General features: G+C 47.2%; 19 protein-coding genes. 10 read left to right on the top strand and 9 right to left on the bottom strand.

What is annotated here, in order from left to right:
- The first annotated feature begins 112 nt into the window (after window positions 1-112).
- Window positions 113-1,309: an amino acid aminotransferase gene (locus EL162_RS01840; RefSeq protein ID WP_126329689.1), complete on the top strand. Its 1,197-nt coding sequence runs from the start codon at window positions 113-115 to the stop codon at window positions 1,307-1,309.
- A gap of 311 nt (window positions 1,310-1,620) precedes the next feature.
- Here the strand turns inward: EL162_RS01840 and EL162_RS01835 are convergent, their stop codons facing one another.
- Window positions 1,621-3,138, bottom strand: a complete 1,518-nt coding sequence (locus EL162_RS01835) for a leucyl aminopeptidase (RefSeq protein WP_126329687.1) — start codon at window positions 3,136-3,138, stop codon at window positions 1,621-1,623.
- A gap of 320 nt (window positions 3,139-3,458) precedes the next feature.
- Between EL162_RS01835 and lptF the strand changes: the two genes are divergently transcribed.
- Together lptF and lptG are read left to right on the top strand one after the other, a co-directional pair.
- On the top strand, window positions 3,459-4,607 hold the full coding sequence (gene lptF / locus EL162_RS01830) for an LPS export ABC transporter permease LptF (protein ID WP_076555569.1): 1,149 nt from the start codon (window positions 3,459-3,461) through the stop codon (window positions 4,605-4,607).
- Window position 4,608: 1 nt separating this feature from the next.
- Window positions 4,609-5,721 carry an LPS export ABC transporter permease LptG gene (gene lptG / locus EL162_RS01825; RefSeq protein ID WP_126329685.1) on the top strand — a complete coding sequence of 371 codons (1,113 nt, stop codon included), beginning with the start codon at window positions 4,609-4,611 and terminating at the stop codon, window positions 5,719-5,721.
- 27 nt (window positions 5,722-5,748) lie between these two features.
- Here lptG and EL162_RS01820 read toward each other — a convergent pair whose 3' ends face one another.
- The 3 genes from EL162_RS01820 to EL162_RS01810 all read right to left on the bottom strand — a co-directional run bounded on the left by EL162_RS01820 (window position 5,749) and on the right by EL162_RS01810 (window position 8,480).
- Complete coding sequence (locus EL162_RS01820) at window positions 5,749-6,075, bottom strand: hypothetical protein (RefSeq protein ID WP_126329683.1); 327 nt, start codon at window positions 6,073-6,075, stop codon at window positions 5,749-5,751.
- A gap of 63 nt (window positions 6,076-6,138) precedes the next feature.
- Window positions 6,139-7,305 carry a DUF1615 domain-containing protein gene (locus tag EL162_RS01815; RefSeq protein ID WP_076555597.1) on the bottom strand — a complete coding sequence of 389 codons (1,167 nt, stop codon included), beginning with the start codon at window positions 7,303-7,305 and terminating at the stop codon, window positions 6,139-6,141.
- 233 nt (window positions 7,306-7,538) lie between these two features.
- Window positions 7,539-8,480 carry an acyl-CoA thioesterase gene (locus EL162_RS01810; RefSeq protein WP_126329681.1) on the bottom strand — a complete coding sequence of 314 codons (942 nt, stop codon included), beginning with the start codon at window positions 8,478-8,480 and terminating at the stop codon, window positions 7,539-7,541.
- 143 nt (window positions 8,481-8,623) lie between these two features.
- On the opposite strand from EL162_RS01810, the gene plsB reads away from it, so the two are divergent.
- From plsB to EL162_RS10145, 5 genes are read left to right on the top strand one after another with little or no spacing between them, the layout of a single operon-like run.
- The gene (gene plsB, locus EL162_RS01805) at window positions 8,624-11,185 is read left to right on the top strand and encodes a glycerol-3-phosphate 1-O-acyltransferase PlsB (protein WP_126329679.1); all 2,562 of its coding nucleotides are present in this window, start codon (window positions 8,624-8,626) and stop codon (window positions 11,183-11,185) included.
- A 54-nt stretch (window positions 11,186-11,239) separates the two neighbouring features.
- Complete coding sequence (locus tag EL162_RS01800; RefSeq protein WP_126329677.1) at window positions 11,240-12,115, top strand: UTP--glucose-1-phosphate uridylyltransferase; 876 nt, start codon at window positions 11,240-11,242, stop codon at window positions 12,113-12,115.
- Between the two features lie 17 nt (window positions 12,116-12,132).
- Window positions 12,133-13,758 (top strand): glucose-6-phosphate isomerase, encoded by a 1,626-nt coding sequence (gene pgi / locus EL162_RS01795; protein ID WP_076555574.1) that lies wholly within the window; start codon window positions 12,133-12,135, stop codon window positions 13,756-13,758.
- Window positions 13,759-13,762: 4 nt separating this feature from the next.
- The gene (locus EL162_RS01790) at window positions 13,763-14,773 is read left to right on the top strand and encodes a UDP-glucose 6-dehydrogenase (protein WP_227543422.1); all 1,011 of its coding nucleotides are present in this window, start codon (window positions 13,763-13,765) and stop codon (window positions 14,771-14,773) included.
- Between the two features lie 34 nt (window positions 14,774-14,807).
- Window positions 14,808-15,038 carry a hypothetical protein gene (locus EL162_RS10145; protein WP_227543421.1) on the top strand — a complete coding sequence of 77 codons (231 nt, stop codon included), beginning with the start codon at window positions 14,808-14,810 and terminating at the stop codon, window positions 15,036-15,038.
- A 141-nt stretch (window positions 15,039-15,179) separates the two neighbouring features.
- Here the strand turns inward: EL162_RS10145 and glmS are convergent, their stop codons facing one another.
- Window positions 15,180-17,018 carry a glutamine--fructose-6-phosphate transaminase (isomerizing) gene (gene glmS, locus EL162_RS01785; protein WP_126329675.1) on the bottom strand — a complete coding sequence of 613 codons (1,839 nt, stop codon included), beginning with the start codon at window positions 17,016-17,018 and terminating at the stop codon, window positions 15,180-15,182.
- A gap of 193 nt (window positions 17,019-17,211) precedes the next feature.
- Between glmS and hslO the strand changes: the two genes are divergently transcribed.
- The gene (gene hslO, locus EL162_RS01780; protein ID WP_126329673.1) at window positions 17,212-18,129 is read left to right on the top strand and encodes an Hsp33 family molecular chaperone HslO; all 918 of its coding nucleotides are present in this window, start codon (window positions 17,212-17,214) and stop codon (window positions 18,127-18,129) included.
- A gap of 298 nt (window positions 18,130-18,427) precedes the next feature.
- On the opposite strand, the gene EL162_RS01775 is transcribed toward hslO, so the two are convergent.
- The 4 genes from EL162_RS01775 to ribH form a co-directional block, all read right to left on the bottom strand.
- Window positions 18,428-19,018, bottom strand: a complete 591-nt coding sequence (locus EL162_RS01775) for a phosphatidylglycerophosphatase A family protein (RefSeq protein ID WP_076555578.1) — start codon at window positions 19,016-19,018, stop codon at window positions 18,428-18,430.
- Between the two features lie 24 nt (window positions 19,019-19,042).
- Complete coding sequence (thiL, locus tag EL162_RS01770; RefSeq protein ID WP_126329671.1) at window positions 19,043-19,981, bottom strand: thiamine-phosphate kinase; 939 nt, start codon at window positions 19,979-19,981, stop codon at window positions 19,043-19,045.
- 71 nt (window positions 19,982-20,052) lie between these two features.
- Window positions 20,053-20,577 carry a transcription antitermination factor NusB gene (gene nusB / locus EL162_RS01765; protein WP_076555580.1) on the bottom strand — a complete coding sequence of 175 codons (525 nt, stop codon included), beginning with the start codon at window positions 20,575-20,577 and terminating at the stop codon, window positions 20,053-20,055.
- A gap of 144 nt (window positions 20,578-20,721) precedes the next feature.
- Window positions 20,722-21,216 (bottom strand): 6,7-dimethyl-8-ribityllumazine synthase, encoded by a 495-nt coding sequence (gene ribH, locus EL162_RS01760; protein WP_076555581.1) that lies wholly within the window; start codon window positions 21,214-21,216, stop codon window positions 20,722-20,724.
- Window positions 21,217-21,435: 219 nt separating this feature from the next.
- Here ribH and EL162_RS01755 point away from each other — a divergent pair, with 219 nt between their 5' ends.
- Entirely contained in the window at window positions 21,436-22,437 is a 1,002-nt protein-coding gene (locus EL162_RS01755) for a homoserine kinase (protein WP_126329669.1), read from the top strand.
- The last annotated feature ends 125 nt before the right edge of the window (window positions 22,438-22,562 follow it).

Genomic DNA, 22,562 nt, shown 5'->3' with positions numbered 1-22,562 from the left:
CGCAGACAATGCAGTGCTTTTCGGCTATACTTAGGGCTGTATTTTGTCGCTGTTTTTAGCCCGTGTTTCAACAAAATCTCACTAATCAATTCACCAAAAAAAGGACAATGCCATGTTTACTCATGTTACCCCCTATGCTGGCGATCCGATTCTGGGTCTGATGGATAAATTTGCAAATGATGATCGCACTGACATTAAGGTCAATCTTGGCGTTGGTGTGTACTATACCGAAGATGGCAAGTTGCCCGTGCTAGAATGCGTCAAGACTGCCGAAGCAAAAATCGCCAATCCACCACGCCCACGCGGTTATTTGCCGATGGACGGTTTGGCAGGCTATAAAAAAGCGTGTCAAGAATTGCTGTTTGGTAAAGACGCTGCGGTTATCAAAGAGGGGCGTGTGGCAACGATTGCAACGCTTGGTGGTTCTGGTGCGTTAAAAGTGGGAGCGGATTTTATCCATGAATGGTTCCCAACTGCCAAATGCTATGTGTCTGACCCAACTTGGGGCAATCATATCAGCATTTTTGAGGGAGCGGGGCTGCAAGTTGGCAAATATCCATACTATGACCCAGCGACCATTGGCGTAAAGTTCGATGAGATGTGTGCTTTTTTTGAGACACTAAACGAAAATGATGTCGTGCTATTGCACCCATGCTGCCACAACCCAACTGGTGTGGATCTGAGCCGTGAACAGTGGGAAGTGGTGCTGGATATCGTCAAACGCAAAAAACTCATACCGTTCATGGACATTGCCTATCAGGGCTTTGGCGATGATATGGACGCCGATGCGTTCGCCATTCGTCTGGCTGTCGAAAAGGGTCTGACGGTATTCGTATCAAACTCATTTTCAAAGAATTTATCATTGTATGGTGAGCGTGTTGGCGGACTGTCAGTGGTTGCACCAACGAAGGCAGAGGCGGATACGGTATTGGGTCAGCTAAAATTCACCGTTCGCCGCATTTATTCAAGCCCGCCATCACATGGCAATGCTGTCGTGGACATTGTGATGAACGATGAGGCATTGTTTGAGCAGTGGGTTGATGAGGTTTATCAAATGCGTGATCGCATTCGTGATATGCGTGCCAAGTTGCAAGCAGCACTACAGCAGCGACTGCCAGAGCGTGATTTTGGCTACTTTACCAAGCAGCGAGGTATGTTTAGCTTTACAGGCTTAACCGCAGCACAAGTGGCACGCTTGCGTGAGGAATTTGCGGTGTATATGGTTGATAATGGGCGTATGTGCGTGGCAGGGCTAAATAATGCCAATGTTGAATATGTGGCAAATGCCATCGCCGAAGTGCTAAAATAAACCAAAATCTCACAAAATCCGCATTGTTTGATGCGGATTTTTTTTGCTTATCACAAGGGAGGTGGCAAGCGTGTTTGCCAACAAACAGCAAGGCTGATGTGGTTTTGGGCTGTTGCTGGCAGGATTTGAGAATTTTGCCACAAGGTATGCGTAATGGTTTCATGTGAAACGCATGATAATGACGGTCAAATTACCAATAGCCGTGTTAATATACCAATCTTGCCAAGCTTGAGTGCGTAATGATTTTATGATTGGCTTGATTAACAAGGCAAAAAAGCAGGGCGAACCCTGCTTTAAGGCTTGGTGTGGTGTTATGCTTGGCTTTGGCTGCGTAGGTATTGAGCAAGCAATGCCACAGGACGACCTGTTGCTGCACAAGTGCCGCCACCATTCCATGCTGTGCCAGCAATATCAAGATGTGCCCACGCTTGACCTTCTTTGATGAAGCGTTTTAGGAAGCAGGCAGCCGTTACCGAGCCTGCTTCGCGGCCACCAATGTTCTGGATATCGGCAACTTTTGAATTGATTTGCTCATCATAGGCATCATCAAGTGGCATATGCCAAACCAAATCATTGGTGTATTCGCTGGCAGCTTGCAGAGCAAAGATAGTGTCCTCATCATTGCTGTACAATGCCGAACGCACACTGCCCAAGGCGATAACACAAGCCCCTGTCAAGGTGGCGGTGTCAATGATGACCTTCGGCTCATAGTTTTCTTGCACATAGCACAGTGTGTCGCACAGCACAAGGCGACCCTCAGCATCGGTGTTTAGAATCTCAACCGTTGTACCATTCATTGCTGTAACCACATCGCTGGGGCGAGAGGCACGAGCTGATGGCATATTTTCGGCACAGGCAAGCACCGCCACGACATCAATGGGCAGGTTGGCTTCGGCGATGGCGTGCATGGTACCCAAAATTGACGCAGCACCACCCATGTCAAATTTCATCTCCTCCATGCCAGCTGATGGCTTCAATGAAATACCGCCTGAATCAAAGGTCAGACCCTTGCCAACCAGTGCGATGGGCTTGTTTAATTTGGCTTTTTTGCCAGATTTGCCAGATTTGCCATAATATTCAATGATGGCAAGTTTGCCTTCTTGGTCTGACCCTTGTGAGACTGCCAAAAAGCAACCCATGCCAAGTTTTTCCATGTCTTTTTCGCCCAGCACGCTGACGGTGATGGTGTCAGCATAGTCTTTGGCAAGTTGCTTGGCTTTTTTGGCAAGTTCGCTTGGGGTGAGGACATTGGGAGCTTCGTTGGCAACATCACGAGCAGCACCCATGCCTGTGGCGGTGGCTTGGGCAAATTGCAGAGCGGTTTTGTAATCATCAAGGCTGTCTTTGGTGTTGATTAATACAATTTCACTAAGGGCATCTGCAGGCTTCGGCTTGGATTTGTGATGGTCAAAACGATAGCTGCTACCAATAAGATGAGTTACAAACTGTGTAAAGTGAATCTGACAAATGGTATCACCCCACAGCACGGCAGCTTTTTGGCTGGTTTTGATGGCGTTGTAGGTGGCATTGGCAACTTTGGCGATATTATTCGCCAGCTTGTCAAGTTTGCCGACACCAACGATAACAATGGCTGCTGCGTCTTTGTCATTGATGGCATAGTCGATGACGCTCTCACCCAGCCCAGCCTGAAAATTACTGCGTTTAAGCAGAGCTTTGGCGGTGGTTAGGTGTTCGCTATCTGGTAAATTGCCCAAAATTTTACCATCGTCAGTAGCATAAACAACGATGGTCGGTAGCGGGTTGGTTTTGGTGGCTTTTTTTAGGCTCAGCTCACTTTGCACACTAAGAGACAATTTTGGTAAGGGCATGATAAATTCCTTCTTGGGGTTAATGAAATATAGGATTGATCAATTGAACAATCTTACTGGGTTTTAGTGTAGCATAAATATTGGGCAAGCTAAACCCAAATTTTGCTAAATTTGCCAAATCTATGGCAAAAGAGCATTGGTCTGGCTATTATTTATTTTTATTAAAAATATTATAAAAAATAGTTGAGTATTATTTGGGTTTGACAATCAGAGAGAGCATGGCAACAACTGGCAACAAAATAAACTTGGCAAATTACTTAAAACTTGTCTGATTTTTTGATATGATAACTTATTTGTACAAATAATAAAGCTGAATTGCCGTGATTTTACGCCGCTATCTTACCAGTCAAGTTGCTACAACCACCGCCCTAGTTTTGGGGTTTTTGGTGGTGATGTTGCTTGGTGGGCGATTGATTCGCTATTTTGGCATCGCAGCCGAAGGTGGGCTAAATGTTGGCGTATTGTTTAGCTTGATTGGTTATAATCTGCCGTATTTTCTTGAGCTGATTTTGCCATTGTCATTTTTTATCAGCTTAATGTTGGTATTTGGTCGTTTGTATTCTGATCATGAGATGGCGGTTATCAATGCCAGTGGCATCAGTCGCAGTCAGCTGGGACGGTTGTTGATACCGCTTGGTTTGCTGCTGGCGATTGCCGAAGGCTGGGTGTCTTTTGTGGCAAAGCCGTGGGGTATGTACAGAGCGAGCAATATCTGGCAAGAGCAGTCAATGGCTCAAGTGTTTGATTTGATTCGCCCAAAACAATTCATCAGCAGTGGCAATTATCATCTGTATGTGGGCGAGATTGGGCAACGCCGTGAGTCGCTTGGCGATGTGATTATCGTACAAATGGCAAAAAATCAGGCGGACAATCGCAGTTTGACGGACAAATCTGCCAAAAAAGACACGCTGATTTTTGCCAAATCTGCCACCCAGACACTGCTTGACAATGGGCAGATTCAGCTAAATCTGTACCAAGGTCGCCGTTATGAGATTGACCCTGCCAGTCGTCAGTACAGTCAGGTGGGGTTTGATAGTTATCGCATGACATTGACCGCCCCTAAGGCTGATGAGAGTAAGCAGCTGCGTATCGAGGCGGTCAGCACCCCTGCATTAATTGAGGTGATTCGTGGGACGCTTGATAGAAATCGCAACGAAGCCATGGCAGAGCTGGGTTATCGTGCCAGTATGCCATGGTTGATGGTGTTGGCACTGATGATGGCATTGCCACTGTCCTACACACGCCCACGGCAGGGCAGGTGGCTGAAGTTGATTCCAGCGATTTTTATTTATGTGGCGAGTGTCTTGGTGGTGATTTCGCTAAAAGACAGTATCACCAAAGGCAAACTGCCCGTGGGTAGCTATGCTGTGGCGATGGTATTATTAACCGCGTTCGCTTTGTATCTGAATTATCATGAGCGATGGGTGGCACGCATTCGCCTCAATCGCAAAAAACCAGATGGAAACTAGCATGAAGTCGCTGATTTTGCCAAAGTATGTTATCGTGTCTGCTTTGCTTGCTATGACAGCGGCAGTGCTGGGGTTGTGGTTGTTGCAGGTGATTTTTTCGTATCTTGGCGAGCTTGAGAATCTTAGCGATACCTATACACTGATGGACGCTTTGCGGTTTATTTTGTATCGTTCGCCAGATTTTTTGGTGCAATTTATCCCAACAGGAGTGCTGCTCGGTGCGGTTGTTGGCTTGGGGCTGCTTGCCAATAATAGCGAGCTTGTCATCATGCGGGCGGCTGGCATTAGTATGTATCGCATCATCGGCTGGGTGATGTTGCCTGCCTTTATTTTTGTTTTGTTGGCACTTGTGGTCAATCAGTTTGTGCTGCCCATCACCAATCAACAAGCCGCCGCCATCAAAAATGACGCAATTTATAGCAAAATTATCTCCATCAATGGCTATTGGTCGGTGGTTAATGAAGGCAATCGCCAAGATGTCGTCTATATCAGCTATGCTGACAGCGAGGGTAAGCTTGGTGAGGTCAAGCGGTATCAGCTCGATGATGGCAATCTGGTCGGGGCATTGCGTGCCAATGAGGGTATCTATCAACAAAATTCATCAGCCAAAGACCAAGCCGATGGCGTAGCGACGCGTTATGTTTGGCAATTGTCTGGCGTTGATGAGGTGGCAATCAACAACAACCGTGTTGAAAAAACGCACGCCGATACGCAGACGCTAACTTTGCCAATTGCACCGACTGATGTGCATTTATTGACCAAAGAACCTGAGGATTTGTCGCTAAGCGATTTGTATGCCCATCGGCAACTGATGAAATATCAAGGCACTCGCTCTGTGCGTCATGAGCTGGCATTTTGGCAAAAGCTATTTTCGCCATTTGCGGTGCTGTCTTTGGTGTTGGTGGCATCATCATTTGTATTTGGTTCGTTACGCTCACAGGGCTTGGGCTTGCGTATTGTGCTGGCATTACTGACAGGTTTGCTGTTTAGTTATTTGACGGATTTGGCAGGCTTTGTGGCTTTGGCAGCAGGGTTGTCGCCGTTACTGATGGCGTTATTGCCAATTTTATTGTCGGCGGCGGTCGGCGTGTATTTATTAAACAAAAAGCATTAAACTCTGACTTGCCAGATGAGCCAAATCCTATAATTCGCTTATTTTTATACAGCTGGGATTATTGCTTAAATAATCACATTGCTTGGTTGATACGAACAACTCAAATGCAATAAACCAATCCAAATCCGCCATCATCAGCCGCCGCCATGCTTGATTTAGCAATAATTGCCAAAACGGTTTTATTAACGCTCCTTTATTATCAAAAATCCTGTGGTTTCTTAGACCAAATAATGTGTTGGCATAAGTTAATTTGACAAACAACGCAACATTTACAAGACAGCGATAATCAAACGCCAGTCGTATGATTTTTAGTCCAGATGGTGGTTTGCTGGCGTGGCTGGCCGCCATTGTCAAATATATTATCCAATTAATATTTAATAAAGCTAACAAAAGCCAAATGGCACTTATGCTTGGCGGCTAACTAAGTTTGAGTCGCTTGGCGGTCGCGATGCAGTTTTGGTAGCGTTTATCAACACGGGTAGCAAACCAGTTGGTGTCAAAATCTCGGCTTAATTTTGGGCCGCTGATGACAACTTGGGGCATGATGGCGTAGGTGCTTTTGCGTCCTGTTTGTTTGTCAAATAGCTCACTGACCGTGCGGTAGGTAACGGTATTTTCAAAGCCTTGTGTTTTTTCTTTTTTAAAGTCGCTGCGGATTTGGCGTTCGCTGACGGGCTTGGTGGCTGTTGCAAGCAGTTTGATGGTCGCTATCTCGGTGGCGGATTTTTTGTTCAGTGGCGTGCCATCGTTATACAGCAACAAATCACCATCGATGGCTAGCGTCTGACCTGTCAAGGTTGCCACACGCTGCTGAAAAGCGGCATTGCGACTAGAATACATACCAGAATTATAATCAGCAAAGCGATACAGGGGCTTGTCGTAATTGGCAGGGTAAGTCAGCAACCGATGAATGCCATAATACAGACCGCCATATTGGCTATAAAGGTCGGCACGCAAATCACGATCGCTCATGCTGGCACGGCGATGGCTGCGTGCATAGTCAATATGCACCTGCATCGAACCTAGCGTGGTAACTGGGTTGATGCGTTCGTCCAGCCCTTGACCTGACAGGCGAGTGATATTCGTCAAAGGGGCGACCTTATAGGTCTGGGTAAAATAATCAAAAATCTGACGATAAAGCTCATCAAGCTGTTTTTCGGTTTTGACTGCTTGGATTTGTTTGATAAAGCTATTTGCAGGGCTTGGGCGAGTCTCCAGCATGGTGCGAAATACCCCAGCCAAATTTTTGCCAAGTTTGTCCTCAAGTTTCTCATCAATGGCTTTTAGGGCGGCATTGCCCAAGTTGGGCACGGCAGGGTCGGCAGCAAAATTGGATTCTTGGTCGATGACAGCGATGGCAGTGCAGATGTTTTGGGCATCTTTTTTGATGGATAAAGTATCAAAAATATCAGCCATGTCAGCAGCCCAGCTTTTGGCATTTTTTACGCGTGCAGGTATGAGCTTGGCGATTTGTGCATCGCTTAGAGCTTTTTCGTCGCCTGTGATGGTTTGTTTGACCACATCACAGCCTGTCAGTGCCAGCACCGCCAGTGCCAAAAAACCAAAATATAACCCATGTCTCATGTGTGTATCCGTGTTATTGATAAAGCCAATAGCCATTGGTGGGATTGTGTGGGTGTAAACAAGGCATTTAACCACTGCTTGATTATACTAATCATCAGCATAGACGTGGTCAAGTGGTGCGTACAAAAATCTTACCAAGGGCAATATTGTATCAATTTTTTGGTAAGTATTTTGCTGTCAGGTCAAAAATACCAGATGGCCGAAGTGGCAATCAGCCCATGGGCAAACTCTTGTCAATCGGCGTGCAGTCGCATCAGACCCTCTTGCTGTGTGGTGGCGACAAGTTTGCCCGCTTGCCAAAACTGCCCATGATTTAGCCCCTTGGCGTGGCTGGTGGTGTCGCTCCACATTTCGTATAACAAAAATTCACGAATATCAAAGGGGCGATGAAAGTGCATCGAATGGTCAATGCTTGCCAACTGCAAGCCACGCGACATCAGCGATAACCCATGGCTCATCAGGGCTGTGCCGACCAAATAATAATCCGAAACAAATGCAAGCAGTGCCTGATGGATAGCAACAGGTTGTTCGCCAATATCACTGATTCGTAGCCAGTTGGCTTGACGAGGTGTGGTGGGTGCTGGCGAGATGGGGTCTTGGGGGTGGACGGGGCGTATCTCAACATGGCGAGGACGCATAAAGCGAGCCTGTAGCGATTCTGGAATTTTGTGCAGATAATCAGCCTTGAGCTGCTGCTCGGTCTTTAGGCTGTCGGCGGCTGGGTATTGGGGCATGGCAGGCTGATAATCCAGCCCGCCCTCCATCGGCGAAAACGAAGCAATCATGGAGAATATCACTTGTGGCTTGGTTTTGGCAGACTTGTCATCGGCATGAGTTGGCACATATTGCACGGCGGTAATCTCTCGTGCTGACAGGCTGCGACCATCACGCAGACGACGCACTTGATAAACCACAGGCAGCTGAATATCGCCACCACGCAAAAAATACCCATGCAGGCTGTGGCAGGGTTTGTCAATTTCAAGCGTTTGGGCTGCCGCCATCAAAGCCTGTGCCAGCACCTGACCGCCAAAAACACGCGGCCCAACATAATCAAAACTTGGTGCCTGAAAAGTATCAGTGGCAATCTTGTCAAGCGTCAGCGTATCTATTAGCTGTGCCACATCGGCAGTCATGCTCTCAGGTGGTGTTTGGTAGCGGTCAAAAGAGGTTTTCATAAATTCCCCAATGTACAAAAACAGATATTGTGGCGTGTTTTTATGCCAAAAGGTGAAAATTATAACATTTTTTGTCAAATTTTCAGTCAAAAAAAGTCAAAGAATGGTAGAATAATCAGTCAAATTATTATCATTTATTGATTATGCTAAAACTTCCAACTTGGCTAACAAAAGACAAACCGAGCGACACTCACCCAGCTGGCACAGAACACAGCCGCACGCCCAGCCCATATCGCCGTGCTTCGGCAAAGGGGTTGTCGCTTGCTGTCAAGCCTACTTTGCTTGGTGAGGTGCCCGTGCTTGACCCAGCTGTACCCACCTTTTATGTGATTCGTGCGTATTCTCGTTCCAACAGTCTATTAGTCGGTATGCAAACCGATGAGTTGGGGCTGCCGTCAGCATTGGCACAAGTTAAGGCTGCTGGTATCCACGAAACTTCGGCGATGATTTTTTTAAAAGACCGCAGAGCCGATGGGGCGACACAGAGCGTACCACGACTGGAGCGACTGATTGCAGCGTGTCTTGACAATCCAGAGCTGAAGGTGCAACTGGTGCCTGTAACGATTCTGTGGGGGAGGGCTCCTGACAAAGAAGAGTCGCTGTTTCGGCTGCTGATGGCAGATGAATGGGAATCGCCATCAAAAATCAAGCAGCTGTTTAATATCGGTGTGATGGGTCGAGATACTTTTGTGCGGTTTTCTGAGCCAAAGGACTTACAATCGCTTATTAACGATGCCAAAGCTGGCGTGGGCGAGAATTTGGCTGCCGCCATTGCCATGCGTCTGATGGGCTATTTGGACAAACAACGCACCAGCATTGTCGGCCCTGATTTGTCCGACAAACGCAATGTCGCAGGGGCGATACTCTCATCGCCTGTGGTGGTTGATGCCATCAAAAATCACGCCAAACAGACTGGCAAATCCATCGCTGCAGCCAAGGCAGAGGCTCAAGGGTACTTGGGCGAGATTACCAGTAATTATTCGCATTCGGTGGTGCGGTTTTTTGATCATTTTTTGACTTGGTTGTGGACACGACTGTACGATGGTGTTGAGGTGCGACATTTTGAGCGGGTACGCACACTGGCTCCAGATTATCAGATAGTGTATGTGCCTTGTCATCGCAGCCATATTGATTATCTGCTGTTGTCTTATGTGATTTATAAACGAGGATTAAGAATCCCTCATGTGGCGGCAGGCGAGAATTTAAATATCCCAATTTTGGGCGATTTGCTAAGAAGTGGCGGTGCGTTTTTTATGCGGCGTAGTTTTAAGGGTAATGCGTTATACAGTACCGTTTTTAAGGAATATGTGCATAGCCTGATGCAGCGACAAGCACCGATTGAGTATTTTATTGAGGGTGGTCGTTCGCGTTCGGGCAGACTGTTGCCGCCCAAGTTGGGTATGCTGGCGATGACGGTCAATAGCTATTTGCGTAAGCCTGCCAAACCTGTGGTATTTATCCCGACTTATATCAGTTATGAACGCATCATGGAAGGGGCAACTTATGTTGGCGAGCTAAAAGGCAAGCCCAAAGAAAGCGAGAATCTGCTGGGTCTGTTAAAGACAGCACGCAAGATTGAGCGGATTTTTGGCACGGTGCATTTGGCATTTGGCGAGCCGCTTTATTTGACCGATTTTATGGCAAAATTTGATGTCAATGCCCAGTCAACTGATGAGCAAAATACCAAAAACACGCACGCCATGGTACAGAATTTGGGCGTGAAAATCATGCAAAATATCAACAAGGCAGCAGTAGTCAGCCCTGTATCGCTGCTGGCGTTGGCACTTTTGTCCGCACCCAATGCTGCACTTGATGAGACCTTGTGCCTTGAGCAGATTCGCCTGTATCAACGCATTGCACAGGCACTGCCTTATGATGCTGACACCTATGTTACCGACATGACACCGCAGCAAATTGTTGATTATGGTATTAAATTAAAGCTCATCGAACGCCGAGCACATATTTTGGGCGATATGATTCGTGTGGCGGATAAACAAGCACCGCTATTGAGCTATTTTAGAAATAATATTTTGCATGTGTTTATCATTGCCAGTTTTTTGGCGGCGTTGGTGCAGCGAAATGGACGCATTCATCGTGATAGACTAGATGGCATTACTGAACTGCTGTATCCATTTTTGCAGGCGGAATTGTTCCTAAAAACCGCCCTGCGTAATATCAATCACCAAGTGCAACAGGTGCTAAATCTGCTGATTGAGCAGGGCGTGGTTGTAGATTTGGGCGATGGCGTGGTTGGTAGTGCCGAGGGCAATTCGGAGGCGTATCAGCGACTGGTGGTATTGGCAAGCCCAGCTCAGCAAAGCCTTGAGAGGTATTTTATGGCATTGACTTTGCTTGCCAAACAAGGCACAAATCGCCTAAGCAGTGAGCAGGTGGTCAATCTGTGCTATGTGGTCGGTCAGCGTATCTCGGTGCTGCACGCCGATGATTTGCCAGATATGTTTGACAAGGCGTTATTTACAAGTTTCCTAGACACGCTGGTGCGAGTGGGTTATGTCAGTGTTGATGACAAAACAGGACTGCTAAATTTTGACAATCGCATTGATCGTGTTGCCGAATTTGCCAAATTTGTACTGCACCCTGATGTGATGCAGCTGCTTAGCCATACAGCAAGCCTTGACCATAACGAGATGGTGTTGGCGATGGAGAGCATGGACAAAAAACGCAAATTTGGGCGAGCGTCATAATTTCTGCCTTGAAATAATTATCATAATGAGCAAAGTAACTATTGGGTGATTGATATGCAAAAACCACTGCAACCAACTTATGCCATCATTCCTACCGCAGGTTTTGGCACGCGTATGTTGCCATTATCAAAGGCGGTGCCAAAAGAAATGCTGCCGCTTGGCGACAAACCTGCCATTCATTATGTCGTGCTTGAGGCAATCAGGGCGGGTATCAAAAATATCGTTTTGGTAAACCATGCCCAAAAAAGTGCCATCGAAAATTATTTTGACATTAACAGCGAGCTGGACAGGCAGCTAAGAGACAAGGGCAAAGGCGAGCTTGCAGACAGCATCAATTGCTTGCCTGATGATGTACAGATTATCAGTGTGCGACAAGGCAAGCCACTGGGGCTGGGTCATGCAGTTTTGCAAGGGCAGGCGGTGGTTGGCAATAATCCCTTTGCGGTATTGCTGCCTGATGTGGTGCTTGATCCATTTACCACTGATTTTGCTGTGGATAATTTGGCATTCATGCTCAAGCGGTTCGCTGATACAGGACGCAGCCAGATTTTGGTTGATGCAGTGGCGGACAGTCAGGTGCATAAATATGGCATTGCACGGCTTGATGACAAACAAACCATCAAAAAAACCAACATCAATCAGTGCTTTGATGTTAAAGGTTTTGTTGAAAAACCAGCACTTAAGCTGGCACCATCAAATCTGGCGGTGGTGGGGCGTTATGTCTTTGATGCCGAATTGTTTGCTTATTTGGCAAAAACCGCCCCAAGTGTCGGCGGTGAGATTCAGCTGACCGATGCCATTGATGCTTTGATTGGCACGCAGGGCATGGAGGTGGTTACGCTAAAAGGCGAGAGCTTTGATGCTGGAGATATGACAACCTATGTACAGGCATTTGCTTATTTTGCCAAGCATCTTGGTGCAACCATCTAGCAATATAAGGAACAATCATGACGCAGTCAGCTTGGCAGGATTTGACACGGTTGGCAAAAACACAGGCAACCTTGAGCCTAAAACAACGGTTTGACAAAGATGACAATCGTGGGGTGCGATTGGCAGCCAGTGCTTGTGATATTTATATGGATTATAGCAAGCAAGCGGTGGATGATGAGGTGATGGATAAGCTGTTTTTGCTTGCTGATGAGTTTGGTTTGGCAGATAAAATCCATGCCCTAATCACAGGACAAAAAGTTAATGACACCGAGCATCGCCCTGCTTTGCACACGGCACTGCGTCTGCCCAAGGGCGAGGTTTTGATGGTTGATGGCATTGATGTCAATGCACAAGTGCATGAAAGCCTAGATAAGGTTGCCAAGCTGACAGCACGCATTCGCAGTGGCATTTGGCGAGGGTTTTCTGGCGAGGCAATCACCGATGTGGTCAATATTGGCGTGGGTGGCTCTGATTTGGGACCATTGATGGCGACCACAGCATTGGCAGAGTGGTCAGATACTGACATTCGCGTGCATTTTGTGTCAAATATGGACGGCACGCAGCTGGACAATTTGCTAAAAATCCTAAACCCCCAAAGTACCTTGTTTATTATTTCCTCAAAATCTTTTGGCACGATTGATACTTTGTCAAATGCCAAAACGGCATTGTCGTGGTTACTTACTGCCCATGACAATCCAGCCACTGTGTTACGCCGTCATTTTATCGGCATTTCCACCCGTTTTGATAAGATGAGCCAGTGGGGCATTCACCCTGATAATCAACTGCTGTTGTGGGATTGGGTTGGTGGCAGATTTAGTATGTGGTCGGCAATTGGCTTGGCAATCGCCATTAAAATTGGCATGGCAGGTTTTCGGGAATTGCTCGCTGGGGCAAACCAGATGGACAGGCATTTTGCCACAGCGGATTTTCGTAAAAATCTGCCTGTCTTGCTTGGGCTGATTGGGGTGTGGAATGCGACTTTTTTGGGGATTAACGCCCACTCGGTGCTGCCTTATGATGGGCGATTGTCGTTTTTTCCCAATTATCTGACCCAGCTTGAGATGGAATCAAACGGCAAGTCAGTCAAGCGTTCGGGCGAGCAAGTGGCATACAATACCTGCCCAATTTTGTGGGGTGATATTGGCTCAAATGCCCAGCACGCCTTTTATCAGCTGCTGCACCAAGGCACGCAGCGTGTGTCTTGTGATTTTATTGCACCGATTCGCCGTTATAATGATGCACAGGTGTCCAATGCCTCGCTGGCAGACCAACACAGATTATCACTTGCCAACTGCCTTGCCCAGTCGCAGGTTCTGGCGTTTGGCAACGAAGCCTTGCCACAGTCAATGCAGCAAGGACAGGATAATTTTGCCAAGTTTAAGCAGTATCGTGGCAACCAGCCGTCCACCACTTTGTTGCTAGAAGACTTAAGCCCCAAGACTTTGGGGGCGTTGATTGCTTTGTATGAGCATAAGGTGTATGTGATGAGTGTCATGTGGCAGATTAACCCCTTTGATCAGTGGGGGGTGGAAGTCGGCAAGGTGATGGCAAACAGTGTCTATGAGGCTCTGCAACAAGCAGGCAAGGTTGAGAGTTTTGATGGTTCAACCAATGCGTTGCTGGCTCGGATTAAGCAAGGATAGAGATATGCAAATTCACGAACGCATTTTTGTCATGGGTCATCAGCATGAGGCGATTAATGCTTGCTTGTATTTGGCAAGTTTGGGCAAGCAGGTGCAGCTGTGGGCAACGCAGGACGCCATCAACGATACGCTGGAGCATTATCAGTTTGATACCCAAATGCTGACGCTGTGGTCGCTGTATTGCAGCGAACAAAAAATCCAGCTTGCCACCATGCCACTTGAGCAGTATTTGTTGGCAAGTTGTGATGGCTTATTGTGGGTGTTTTTTGAGGATATGGCAGCACAGATGCAGGATATTTGGCAGTTTTTGCAGCAGCATACCAGCGTGCATAGCCAGATTATCCTAAGTGGTGCTGCACCGATTGGCACGGTGGCGGATAAGGCATGGCAAATCAAATCGGCATGGGTCTACTATCTGCCCATTAGCTTTATGAAAGATGGGGCGAATTTTAATGCTTTTTATCAAGCGGATTTGTTGATGATTGGCGAAAAGACCCCGCACAGCGTGCAGGCTTGTGATGTGCTGATGCGTCTAAAAGGCGGTGCATTGTGCTGCAAGATTGCCGACATTAAAACGGTGGAGTTCGCCAGAAGTAGCATGATGGCAATGCTGGCGGTGCGTGTTTCGTTCATGAATGAGATGGCACGACTGGCAGATAAGCAGTCGGTGGATATTAAGGCGGTTCAGGCAATTATTGGGCAGGACAGTCGCATTGGCTCGGCATATTTGTCGGCGGGCTGGGGTTTTGGTGGTAAAAGTTTGCCAAAAGAGTTGCAGCTCTTGGCTGGCGACTTTGCACACCATCAGGTAAAAACCGCCCTAATCAGTGCTGTCAGCGAGATTAACGAAGACCAAAAAGAGCTGATTTTTCGCAAATTTTGGCAGTATTTTGATGGGTTTATTGAACAAAAAACTGTCGTGATTTGGGGGGGCTGGTTATCGCAGTGGTGCGTCTCGTGCCACCAATTCGGCAATTCACCCCTTATTAAAACTGCTGTGGTCATACGGCATTAAGACACGATTATTCACCCAGCATACGGCGTTTGAGATGATGTCGTTGTATGGTGATGAGCCACTACTTGAGATGGTTGATGATGCGTATACACCGCTTAAGGAGGCTGATGCGTTGTTTATCGTCAATTGGTCGCTGCTTGTACCACCTGATGTGCATCGGTTAAATGCACTTCATGTGCCAATCTTTGATGCCAAGAATATCTTTGATAAACACCTGCTAAAACAGCTTACTGTGCCATATTTTGGCATAGGGTGCAACAGGTGAGCAATGACTGATAATTAAGCCTTTGTGGCAGTGCCATGTACCAAAACTGTGCCGAAATTGCATTATCATGGCTATGCGAAGTCTATGGCGTAATTTAATATAACAGCAAGCAATCTAAGACTACTTGCTGTTTTTGGGTGGTTATTCTACGGTTACGCTTTTTGCCAGATTGCGTGGTTTATCAACATCTGTGCCACGCACCAGTGCCACATGGTATGACAATAGCTGCACGGCGATGGTATGCACGATTGGCGATAAAATCCCAATATGCCGCGGGGTGCGAATCACATGAATGCCATCGCTTGCGGTAAAATCACTGTCCAAATCAGACAGGACGAACAGCTCACCGCCACGAGCACTCACCTCTTGCATATTTGCTTTGACCTTGTCTAGCAGTCCGTCATTTGGTGAAATGACAACCACGGGCATATTTTCATCAACCAAAGCCAGTGGCCCATGCTTTAGTTCACCTGCTGGGTAGGCTTCGGCATGGATATAGGTCAGCTCTTTGAGTTTTAACGCACCTTCTAGGGCGATGGGGTAGTGAATGCCACGACCCAAAAATAACGCACTGGGCTTGTTGGCAAAACTTTGTGCCCAAGTTGCCAGTTGCGGCTCAAGATTCAGTGCGTGCTGAATGCTGCCGGGTAGCAGACGCAAGTCTTCGGCATAGCCATCGGTACGCTCATCATCAACCTGACCACGCACAATGCCAAGCGTTACCGCCAGCCCAAACAGCACCACCAGTTGCGTGGTGAATGCCTTGGTTGAGGCGACACCAATCTCGGCACCTGCACGGGTAAAAATCGCCAGCGTGCTGTTGCGTGGCAGGGCGGATTCCATGACATTGCAGATGGATAGGCTGTATTGATGCCCCTGTGTCATGGCGTATTTTAGGGCTTCCATCGTATCAAGTGTCTCGCCTGACTGGCTGATGGTGATGATGAGCTCTTTTGGGTCGGCGATGACTTCACGGTAGCGATATTCGCTGGCAATCTCAACATCGCAGCGGATTTTGGCAATGCTTTCTAGCCAATATTTGCCCGTCAAGGCAGCATAGTATGAAGTGCCACAGGCCAAAATTTTAATGCTGTTGATTTCGGCAAAAATCTGTGCTGCTTGCTCGCCAAAATTCTCGGCAATAAAACCACCGTCCAAAAAAATCTCGGCAGTGTCAGAGACAGCACGGGGCTGCTCGTTGATTTCTTTTTGCATAAAATGACTGTAGGGCCCAAGCTCCAGCGATGCCAATGACAACTCGGAGGTTCTGATGCTGCGGTTGGCATCATTGCCGTCTTTGTCGAGTAATTTTTGGATACCATCAGCGTGCAGTAAGGCAATGTCGCCATCTTCTAAATAGGTAACACGGCGAGTAAAGGCAATCACAGCAGAGACATCAGAAGCGATGAATACCTCATCTTCGCCAAAGGCAATCAGCAGTGGGCAGCCCATGCGAGCAACCACCATTTGGTTGGGCTTGTCATTGGCAATGACTGCGATGGCATACGCACCCTGAAAGCGAGAGCAAGCAGTCTGCACCGCACGGTACAAGTCGCCACCGTTGTGCGTGTATTCATAATGCACACTGTGGGCGATGACCTCAGTATCTGTTTGTGATTCAAATTCATAGCCCAGTGCTTCTAGGCGAGCCTTTTCTGCTTCAAAATTTTCAATGATGCCGTTATGCACCACCGAAATCAGCCCAGCAGAAATGTGTGGGTGGGCATTGGGTTCGGTAACGCCACCGTGAGTTGCCCAGCGAGTATGACCGATGCCTGTCAGCCCATAGATTTCTTTATTTTTGGCGGCTTCTTCCATCAGTGCAACGCGTCCCACACGGCGTACACGGCGAATGCCTGTTTCGGTCTGTACTGCGATGCCAGACGAATCATAGCCACGATATTCTAAGCGTTTTAATCCATCTGTCAAAAAATCCACCACATTATGATGGCTACGAATAGCACCAACGATACCGCACATAGTCTTGTTCCTTAGTATCAAAATTATCAATCTGCCAGCAGCAATCTGCTGTTAAATGCCAACTTTGCCCCGAATCGTTGGGCAAGGGCAATTTATTATACCACAAGCAATCTGGACAGACGATGGCGAATCGGTATTTGTAAAATTTCTTTTTGTCCCCATATAGCAAAGAAATTTGTAATAGAGAAAAATCATGACAACCACTACCCAAGATTATCAAGCAAGCAGCGATTATCGTCAGCGGTTTTTTATTGAAAATTCAGCCGTGCGTGGCGACATTGTACAGCTTGACAAGGCTTACCAAACCGTCATCGCCCAAAAAAACTACCCAGCAGCACTCAAGGCACTGCTAGGCGAGATGCTGGTATCTGCAAGTCTATTAATCAGCACCTTAAAGATTGATGGCAAACTTTCTGTACAATTACAAAGCACCGATGAAAAGGCACGGCTCACTTGGGCGATGGCAGAGTGCGATCATACGGGGGCGGTGCGTGCATTGGCAGGATTTGATGACACAGGCGATAATGCGTCTTTGTGGCAGTCGCTTGATGGCAGTGATGAGGCGTTTGCTCAACTGGGGGCAGGCGTGTTATTTATCAGCATTCACCCTGACAAGGGCGAGGCCTATCAAGGGATTGTTGAGCGAATCAGCGACAGTTTGGCGGAGTGCTTGGCACATTATCAAAAGCAGTCAGCACAGATTCCAACTTTGATTAAACTTGCCACCTCGGACACAACGGCTGCTGGCGTTTTGGTGCAATTATTGCCACAGACGCAAGCCGACAAAGAAGCCGACCCTGATTTGTGGAATCGCTTGACGGCACTGACTGACACCTTAAAACCTGAAGAAATTACCGATTTGCCAGCGGCAGAAATCCTGTATCGTTTGTATCATGAGGAGCAAGTGGTGCTGCCAGAGGCGACACCGCTGCATTTTGCTTGTACTTGCTCGGTGCAAAAAAGCGAAGGGGCAATCATACAGCTGGGGCTTGATGAAGCCAAGCAGGTGGTGGCAGCTCATGATGGCGTGCTGGTGCTTGATTGTGGCTTTTGCGGTCAGCAGTATCGCTTTGATGAAGCTGCGGTTGAGCGATTGTTCGCCGATGAATGATGCGTTGTTTTTTACCAAAACCACCGATTGTATAATGGGTGGTTTTTAATTTTTTGCTTCACTTGCAAATGTGCTAATTTTTTTACCAAAACTTTGGCAGACAGTCCAAATTTAATCACTGCTAATTTTGTGCAGAGCAGTTTTGACAATTTACCGTTATGTGCCAAAGCAGCAGGTAGGTTTGGTGTTTTGGCATTGTGATAATTTCCCAATTAATAGCTTGAAAAACACCCATCAGAGCAAAGCAAAATCTTGGCGGTTGTGCTGTCTTGATGATACCGATTTGGCAGCAGGCAGCTTAGAGTACAAGACCCAGCGAAGCAAAGCTAAATATCGCAATCACTGTGAGCATTCCTGCGATAATTCCTGCCAAGATATCATCAAGCATAATCCCAAAGCCTCCCGATACATGGCGATCTGCCCAGCTGATGGGAGCAGGTTTTAGGACATCAAACAGGCGAAATAGCCCAAACGATAGCGTAATGCTGCTCCAAAATATAAGTTTGCTTGGCACAAAGTCATTTAATAGCCCAAAGTGGTTCAGCACAAACACAGTGGGCAATAACGCCAGCCACATACCAATCCATTCGTCCCAGACAATGTGCGGATCGTCAGCGATGCCCATCAGGGTGCTGGTGCGACCACAGATATGGCTGCCAGCAAGCAGCCCAAGTATGGTTGCGATGACAAATACCCAAAACCCCAGCCAAATCAAGGCAATCGCCACCAGTAATCCGCCAACCGTACCCCAAGTGCCAGCGGCTTTTTTTGGTTTGCCAGAGCCAAGACCGATGCCGAGTTGGTAGATGATTTTGTCATAACTGCTGGCATCAGGTGGGCAGGGTGGGCAGAGATTGGCTTGGTAGATATCGGGTTTTTGGTTGCTCATGATAGTTGCTCATATTGCTAAATGTTAAAAATGCTGCCAGCCTTTGATAGGAAAATCAACAGGAGTGTCGTGCCAAAATAATTGTAAGCCCTGCGTTGGCACAATCTCACCGATGGCATAAATGGGCTGGCTGTGCTGATTAAATTCAGTAAATTTTTCAGGGCTTAGGGTAAAAAGCAGCTGATAATCATCACCGCCATTTAGCTGATGTTGCCAAAGCTGTTCATGGTCTAATTTGCCAAGCAAAGCATTGGTAGGGATTTTGTGCAAATCAAGCCTTGCACCAACACCGCTTGCAGCCAAAATATGACCCAAATCCTGCCCAAGCCCATCAGAGATATCAATCATGCTGTTTGCCACCCCAAGCAGTTGTCGCCCCAGTGCCACTTGCGGCATTGGATAATCCAGTGCTTGCTGTAACTGTGCTGGGGGTGAGTTGCCAGCCAGTCGTTGGCTTAGGGCATAATTTGCCGAGCCAATCTCACCACTGACGCAGATGATGTCATGAACTTTGGCGGTATGGCGGTACAATGCCGAGTTGGCAGGCACGGTGCCAAGTGCTGTGATGGTAATCGTCAGCGTGTCATTGCCTGTGGTATCGCCACCGATAAGCTCAACGCCAAACTGCTGGCAAATATCAGCAAGTCCTTTGGCAAATCTGCCCAAAAATTCATCACAAGCAGCTGATTTTGGTAGGCTAAGAGCAAGCAAAATGGCAAAAGGTGTCGCCCCCATCGCCGCCAAATCTGACAAATTCACCGCCACAGATTTGTAAGCGATGGCGTGCGGACAAGTATCAGGAAGAAAATGCCTACCGCTTACCAGAGTATCGGTGCAACTGACCAGCTGACAATCATCAGCAAGCTGGCTGATGGCACAGTCATCGCCAATACCAAGACGAGTGCTGTGGTGTGTACTGGTTGCACCTTGAAAATAGCGAGCAATGAGCGAGAATTCAGACATGGCACAGATAATGGGCGGTTGCTGATGGATGCTGTGTTGTCAAGGAGTTTGGCAAGGCAGCTGATTGTTTGTCAAGATGGCTTATCGGCAGCACTTTCAAGGCTACGCAGCCGCTTGGCAAGTTTGTCCAGCACGGCATTGATGAGCTTGTGTGCATCGGTTGCCCCAAAATGAGTGTTCAGCTGCATGGCTTCGTCAAGTACGACTTTATAAGGAATGTGCAAGCTGTATTTGAGTTCATAGGCACCGATGAGCAAAATCGCCTGCTCTACCGTGTCCAGAGCCTCAAAATTGCGATCCAAATGATTGCTGATATCCACAATCAGCTCGCCTGTCTTGGCAGGGATTTGTCGCATGAGTTCATGATAGTAGCCCAAATGAACTGTGTGCATGGCATTTGTTGCACGGGTGCGAGCGGCGATGGTATGAGGTTCGTTACCACCTGCCAAATGGCTGGCGTGCTTATTTAGGCGGTAATCGGTGCTAAGCCATTCATACAGTCCTTGCAGGGCAAAACGGCGAGCTTTGCGTACAGCGGTATGGCTGGTCTTGTAGCCAGTTTCGGCAAGGTTTGGGGTGTCTGTTTGTTGGGTCATGACAATCTCTTTGCTAAACTTATCAATGAGCGATGATAATTTGGCAAAATTTTATTGATTCATTCAAAAAAATTTGCCGTACTGCTACAGGTTCGGTTGCCTGCGATGGCTTGCAAATTGGCAATGCCATCACCGCATTTAAGATTAGATTTTGTTAAATACAGAAATCATCTCAAGTGCAGTCATTGCCGCTTCGTACCCTTTGTTGCCTGCTTTGGTACCAGCACGCTCAATGGTTTGTTCGATATTTTCGGTGGTGAGAATGCCGTTGATGACAGCGATGCCGTGCTGTAGTGCCACTTGGCTTAAGCCTTTTGCAGATTCGCTGGCAACGATATCAAAGTGCGGCGTAGCACCACGAATAATCGCCCCCAGCACCACGATGGCATCATAGTTGTTTGATTCTGCCATTTTTTTGGCGGTCAAAGGCAGCTCAAAAGCACCTGGCACACGCACCACATGGATATTTTTGCCCAGCACACCATGACGCACTAAGGCATCAATCGCCCCTTCAACCAAACTTTCGACCAAAAAACCATTAAATCTGCCAACAGCAATGCCGATACGAACAGAGTGATTGTCATGCAATGCCCCCTCAATGTGCGTGATGGCGGCTTTTTCTTGGCTAAAAGTTGTCATGGGCTATCCTTTATGATTGTGAAATTGGTTAGAAAAATATGCCTTATTTTAGCATAAATTGCCCCAAATTTTCAGGTATTTTGTCAAAAGCCCAAGATTTGCCATTTTGGCGATAAGTTTGGGCATTATCAGCGAATAAATCATGCAGAGCGAATAAAAGTTGTACATTGCTGACAAAAATCATTTAAAATAAGCAAAATTTATTCTTATGGAAACATTATGTCTGTTTATACCCACCTGTCTGATGATGAGTTTTTTGCGTTCTGTGGTTTGTACGGTGTGCCATTTCGCCAAGCCACCGCCATCGTGCAAGGGATTAAAAATTCCAATTGGTTCATTCAGACGGATAATGACACAGATGATGATTTTAGCTATGTGTTCACGCTGTACGAAGAGCGAGTACCTGCTGATATTATCAAGATGGCAACGGTGATGCACACGCTCAAGGATAAATTGCCCATCGCTGCCCCATTGATTAAAAAAACCGCCAAAGGCAAGCATATCGGCGAAGATTGTGTCATGCGGTATGAGAACAAAGCAATTTTGGTTGTGCCAAAATTATCAGGCAGCCACCCAAGCCAGACCAGCGAGTCGATGTGTCATCAGATGGGGCAGGTGCTGGCGGTGCTACATGACACCCTGACAACTTTGCAACCTGCTGAGGATTATGGCGTGCCACTGTATGATTGGGCGAGGGTCAAAGAGCGTGAAACGGCGTTTATGCCCACCGATGAGGCGTGTTTGATGAATGATATTTGGACTGCTTATGCCAAATTGCCCAAAGATTTGCCAAAGGGGCTGTGCCACTTGGATATGTTTACGGACAACACGCTGTGGGATTTTAGCGGCAAGACGCCACGCTTGACAGGTTTGCTTGATTTTACTGAAGTGTCGGTGGAGCATTATTTGATGGATATTGCGATTACCATCAATGATTTTTGTACCACTTGGGGCGATGCTACCGATGGCGAGAGTGTGAATTTTGACACCGCCAAGATGAATGCCTTTATCACAGGCTATGAAAGCGTGCGAGTTTTGACAGCAGACGAAAAACAATCCTTGCCTGTGATGCTTGCCTATTCTGCGACCATCTTTTGGTTGCTGCGGTTAAATGTCATTCATTATAACCGCGAACAAGGACGCACAGGCGATGACATTATGGTAAAAAATCCTGATTTGATGAAACGCTTGGCGGCGTTTCATTGGGGGCGTGTTGTCTGATGTTTTTGATTTATGTTGATAAAAGTGGAGATGCGGGTGTCAATACAGTGCTTCGGATTTTTTTTGGGTTGCTGCATGGTGTCTCTTTGGCAATTTAAAATCAAACCTTTGGATATTTTTAATTC

This window comes from Moraxella cuniculi, assembly GCF_900637105.1.
GTDB lineage: Bacteria > Pseudomonadota > Gammaproteobacteria > Pseudomonadales > Moraxellaceae > Moraxella > Moraxella cuniculi.
The sequence above is the reverse complement of the archived record's forward strand: the minus strand, read 5'-3'. Positions and strand labels throughout refer to the sequence as shown.

Coding starts and splice junctions, on each gene's coding strand:
- EL162_RS01775 (WP_076555578.1), bottom strand. CDS start 19,018: ATGAGCAACCAAAAACCCGATATCTACCAAGCCAATCTCTGCCCACCC.
- EL162_RS01835 (WP_126329687.1), bottom strand. CDS start 3,138: ATGCCCTTACCAAAATTGTCTCTTAGTGTGCAAAGTGAGCTGAGCCTA.
- plsB (WP_126329679.1), top strand. CDS start 8,624: ATGCTAAAACTTCCAACTTGGCTAACAAAAGACAAACCGAGCGACACT.
- glmS (WP_126329675.1), bottom strand. CDS start 17,018: ATGTGCGGTATCGTTGGTGCTATTCGTAGCCATCATAATGTGGTGGAT.
- ribH (WP_076555581.1), bottom strand. CDS start 21,216: ATGACAACTTTTAGCCAAGAAAAAGCCGCCATCACGCACATTGAGGGG.
- nusB (WP_076555580.1), bottom strand. CDS start 20,577: ATGACCCAACAAACAGACACCCCAAACCTTGCCGAAACTGGCTACAAG.
- EL162_RS01840 (WP_126329689.1), top strand. CDS start 113: ATGTTTACTCATGTTACCCCCTATGCTGGCGATCCGATTCTGGGTCTG.
- EL162_RS01815 (WP_076555597.1), bottom strand. CDS start 7,305: ATGAGACATGGGTTATATTTTGGTTTTTTGGCACTGGCGGTGCTGGCA.
- EL162_RS01790 (WP_227543422.1), top strand. CDS start 13,763: ATGCAAATTCACGAACGCATTTTTGTCATGGGTCATCAGCATGAGGCG.
- EL162_RS10145 (WP_227543421.1), top strand. CDS start 14,808: ATGATGTCGTTGTATGGTGATGAGCCACTACTTGAGATGGTTGATGAT.
- EL162_RS01800 (WP_126329677.1), top strand. CDS start 11,240: ATGCAAAAACCACTGCAACCAACTTATGCCATCATTCCTACCGCAGGT.
- lptG (WP_126329685.1), top strand. CDS start 4,609: ATGAAGTCGCTGATTTTGCCAAAGTATGTTATCGTGTCTGCTTTGCTT.
- EL162_RS01810 (WP_126329681.1), bottom strand. CDS start 8,480: ATGAAAACCTCTTTTGACCGCTACCAAACACCACCTGAGAGCATGACT.
- EL162_RS01755 (WP_126329669.1), top strand. CDS start 21,436: ATGTCTGTTTATACCCACCTGTCTGATGATGAGTTTTTTGCGTTCTGT.
- hslO (WP_126329673.1), top strand. CDS start 17,212: ATGACAACCACTACCCAAGATTATCAAGCAAGCAGCGATTATCGTCAG.
- pgi (WP_076555574.1), top strand. CDS start 12,133: ATGACGCAGTCAGCTTGGCAGGATTTGACACGGTTGGCAAAAACACAG.
- thiL (WP_126329671.1), bottom strand. CDS start 19,981: ATGTCTGAATTCTCGCTCATTGCTCGCTATTTTCAAGGTGCAACCAGT.